Below are 3,688 nucleotides of genomic sequence, written 5' to 3' on the forward strand. Positions count from 1 at the left end.
CATCGATACCGCGTCCGGGAAGCGGGTTCTCGTGATCAATGTCATGGGCAGGCTCTACATGGACGCCCTCGACGACCCGTTCGCTGCGGTCGACCGCGAGATCGAGGCCTGCCCCCTAAGCCAGGTGGCGGATGCCATCATCGTCGATATCCACGCGGAGGCGACGAGCGAGAAGGAGGCCATGGGGCACCATCTCGATGGGCGCGTCACGCTCGTCGTCGGCACCCATACCCACGTACCGACCGCCGACCATCGCGTTCTCGCCGGCGGTACCGCTTACATGACGGATGCGGGCATGTGCGGCGACTATGATTCGGTGCTCGGCATGCAGAAGGAAGAATCCATCCGGCGATTCCTTCAGAAGACCCCTGGCCCCCGCATGGAGCCCGGCCTCGGCGAAGGCACCTTGTCGGGCATCGCGATCGAAACGGACGATCGTACTGGTCTCGCCATCCGCTGCGCCGCCGTCCGCCTGGGACCCCATCTCGAGGAATCCTGGCCGCGTTTCTGGGACTGACAGCGGAAACCTCTTGGCGTCGGACCCCGGCATAGCCATGTTCACCGCCACGGAGGTGGTGGTGGATATCGAACGTAAACTGGACGGCGATCTCGAGAATGGGCGTCTGCTGCGCCCTGACGAGCACAAGAGCGTCTCCGACGTGCTGCGGGCGGTGGTCAATACCGCCCAGGGCGAAACGATCACCATCGGCGAGATCATCGAGGCCTTCGGCGAACGGGCGTTCGGCTTCGTCCTGATCCTGTTCAGTTTGCCGAATTGCGTGCCGGCGCCGCCGGGCATCGCCGGCATCGTGGGAACGCCGGTCCTCATCTTCAGCATTCAGATGATGCTTGGTCACAAGCATCCGTGGCTGCCGCGCTTTATCCTCAATCGCTCGGTCTCGGTCTCCAAGTTCAAGGCGATCATCGATGCCGCCGAGCCGAAATTGAAGAAGCTCGAGAGTTTCTGCAAACCCCGGCTGACCCGTCTTTTCAGCGTCCTTGGCGACCGGTTTGTGGGATTGTTCGCGTTCCTGGTCGCGCTTTCCGTGCTCATTCCGTTTCCCGGAACCAACTTTCCGCCGTCCATCGCGCTCGTCATCGCCTCCATCGCGGTGATCGAGGAGGACGGCTATCTCCTGATCATCGGCTATCTCATCGGCTTTGCCGGTCTCGCCTACACCGCGACCATTCTCGGGGCGTCGTATCACCTGATCCGGGCCGGCTTGACCGCGTGGTTCGGCATTTGAGGGCTTTCCCTCGGACGCAACACCGTTTTATAAGCCGGCAAGAGCCTTTTTGGTGCAGCTCGACAATCGGCGCGGCGTTCCGAAAGGGCAGATCCATCGCGAGCGGCATTCGRTCAGYGGATGCGGCTCCCATGTCAACACCCGCGGCCTGACGGGCGCTTGGACGCCAAGACGCTCTCGGTCGCGATCGCGGAGGCCCCCATGGCCGGACATTCTCAGTTCAAGAACATCATGCACCGCAAGGGCAAGGTGGACGCGGTGCGCTCGAAGGTTTTCTCGAAGCTCGCCCGCGAAATCACCGTCGCGGCCAAGATGGGCATGCCCGATCCCAACATGAACCCGCGCCTGCGTGCCGCCATCCTGGCTGCCCGGGCCGAAAACATGCCCAAGGACAACATTCAGCGCGCCGTCAACAAGGCGATCGGTGGCGAAGGCGAGAATTACGACGAGATCCGCTACGAGGGCTACGGCCCCGGCGGCGCGGCCATCATCGTCGAGGCGATGACCGACAACCGCAACCGGACTGCGTCCGACATCCGGTCCTCCTTCACCAAGAGCGGCGGCAACCTCGCTGAGACCGGCGCGGTCTCCTTCATGTTCGATCACGTCGGCCTCGTCGCCTTCGGTCCCGAAGTCGGGGACGCCGACGCGGTGCTCGAAGCCGCTATCGATGCCGGTGCGGAAGACGTCGTATCGACCGAGCATGGCCACGAGATCTATTGCGAGCAGACGTCGCTCAACGAGGTGACGAAGGCGCTGGAAGAAAAATTCGGAGAACCGAAGGCGTCGAAGCTCGTCTGGAAAGCCCAGACACCGGTCCCCGTCGACGACGAAGCCGGCGAAAAGCTGTTGAAGCTGATGGAAACCCTCGAAGAGCACGACGACGTGCAGAACGTCTACGGCAATTTCGAATTGTCCGAGGCGCTCATGCAGAAGTTGGCCGAGTAGCGGGCCCTCCGTTCCTCCCTGTTTTGGGAGGGTCTGGAATGAAGCGTCTGTTGTATTTGAGGATCGGGGACAAAGACGCATGGAAAGCATTCGCATCCTCGGTCTCGATCCCGGCCTGCGCAACACCGGGTGGGGCATCATCACGATCGRGGGGACGAAGCTTTCGTTCATCGCTTGCGGCGTCGTCACGTCGGACGGCGACCTCGCGCTCGCGTTGCGTCTCAAGCAATTGCACGACAAGCTCACCGAAGTCGTCGCGGCCTGGACGCCGGACGAGGTCGCCGTCGAGGAGACCTTCGTCAACAAGGATGCGCAGGCGACTCTCAAGCTCGGACAGGCACGGGCGATGTCCCTTCTCGTTCCGGCCCTGCATGGCCTTCCTGTGGCCGAATACGGCGCCAATCAGGTGAAGAAGACCGTCGTCGGCGCCGGCCATGCGGAAAAAGGCCAGGTCCTCGCCATGGTGAAGGTGCTGTTGCCGAAGGCCGACCCCAAAAAGGCCGACGCCGCCGATGCGCTCGCCATCGCCATCACCCACGCGCACCACCGCAAGGCGCGCGCTTTGGCCGCCCGCTATTAGGTGTTACACCGTGGCCGGTGAGGAGAGACTGATTTGATCGGCAAACTCAAAGGCATCATCGACGCCTACGGCGAGGATTTCGTGATCATCGACGTCCAGGGCGTCGGGTACGTGGTCCATTGCTCGTCACGCACGCTGCAGAATCTGCCGAAGGTCGGCGAGGCCGCTGCGCTCTCGATCGAAACCCATGTCCGCGAAGACATGATCCGCCTGTTCGGTTTCCGCTCCGACGCGGAGCGCGAGTGGTTCAAGTTGTTGCAGAGCGTGCAGGGCGTCGGAGCCAAGGTGGCGCTCGGAATCCTTTCGGTGCTCGATCCCGGCAGCCTCGCCACGGCGATCGGCACCAGTGACAAGGCGGCGGTAGCCCGCGGACCCGGTGTCGGGCCAAAACTCGCGCAGCGCATCGTCTCCGAATTGAAGGACAAGGTACCAGCCTTCTCGGGCGTCGACCCGGCGCTGATCCGGCTCTCGGATTCCGTCGAGGATCGAAGCGCGCCAGCCCCCGTCACCGATGCGGTCTCCGCCCTGATCAACCTCGGCTATCCCCAAGCCCAGGCCTCCGCGGCCATTGCAGCGGCGCTCAAACAAGCCGGCGAGGCGCCGGAGGCCAAGACTCTGATCCGGCTGGGCTTGCGAGAACTGGCGCGCTAAAAGGCCCTCATCTTCGGACGGCCGGCCGCATTGAAAGTACGATCGATCTCTTGGAAAGCATGAATCCTTTGGAAAGCATGATTCGTTGACCCAATCCCGAGGACTTCTCACTCCCGAAAAGCGCGAGGACGACATCGAGACCTCGCTGCGTCCGTTGGCGCTCGACGATTTCACGGGACAGAAGGCGGCGCGCGCAAATCTCCAGGTCTTCATCAACGCGGCGAAGTCGCGCGGCGACGCGCTCGATCACGTGCTGTTCGTC

At 62.9% G+C, this 3,688-nt stretch carries 5 protein-coding genes and 1 pseudogene; all 6 read left to right on the top strand.

Annotated elements, in window-relative coordinates; all coding sequences use genetic code 11:
• On the top strand, nt 1-517 hold a 517-nt coding region (locus AC1DT3_RS14725; RefSeq protein ID WP_477465993.1), incomplete at its 5' end, for a TIGR00282 family metallophosphoesterase.
• Between the two features lie 37 nt (nt 518-554).
• Nucleotides 555-1,247 carry an exopolysaccharide biosynthesis protein gene (locus tag AC1DT3_RS14730; protein WP_477465994.1) on the top strand — a complete coding sequence of 231 codons (693 nt, stop codon included), beginning with the start codon at nt 555-557 and terminating at the stop codon, nt 1,245-1,247.
• A 201-nt stretch (nt 1,248-1,448) separates the two neighbouring features.
• The gene (locus AC1DT3_RS14735; protein ID WP_477465995.1) at nt 1,449-2,195 is read left to right on the top strand and encodes a YebC/PmpR family DNA-binding transcriptional regulator; all 747 of its coding nucleotides are present in this window, start codon (nt 1,449-1,451) and stop codon (nt 2,193-2,195) included.
• Nucleotides 2,196-2,274: 79 nt separating this feature from the next.
• Nucleotides 2,275-2,775 (top strand): crossover junction endodeoxyribonuclease RuvC, encoded by a 501-nt coding sequence (gene ruvC / locus AC1DT3_RS14740; RefSeq protein WP_477465996.1) that lies wholly within the window; start codon nt 2,275-2,277, stop codon nt 2,773-2,775.
• A gap of 33 nt (nt 2,776-2,808) precedes the next feature.
• Entirely contained in the window at nt 2,809-3,426 is a 618-nt protein-coding gene (ruvA, locus tag AC1DT3_RS14745; RefSeq protein ID WP_477465997.1) for a Holliday junction branch migration protein RuvA, read from the top strand.
• An 85-nt stretch (nt 3,427-3,511) separates the two neighbouring features.
• A pseudogene (locus AC1DT3_RS14750) lies at nt 3,512-3,688 on the top strand (Holliday junction branch migration DNA helicase RuvB); the annotation flags it as partial.

The sequence above is a fragment of the Microvirga sp. P4_G7 genome (assembly GCF_056401005.1).

Coding starts and splice junctions, on each gene's coding strand:
- AC1DT3_RS14735 (WP_477465995.1), top strand. CDS start 1,449: ATGGCCGGACATTCTCAGTTCAAGAACATCATGCACCGCAAGGGCAAG.
- AC1DT3_RS14730 (WP_477465994.1), top strand. CDS start 555: ATGTTCACCGCCACGGAGGTGGTGGTGGATATCGAACGTAAACTGGAC.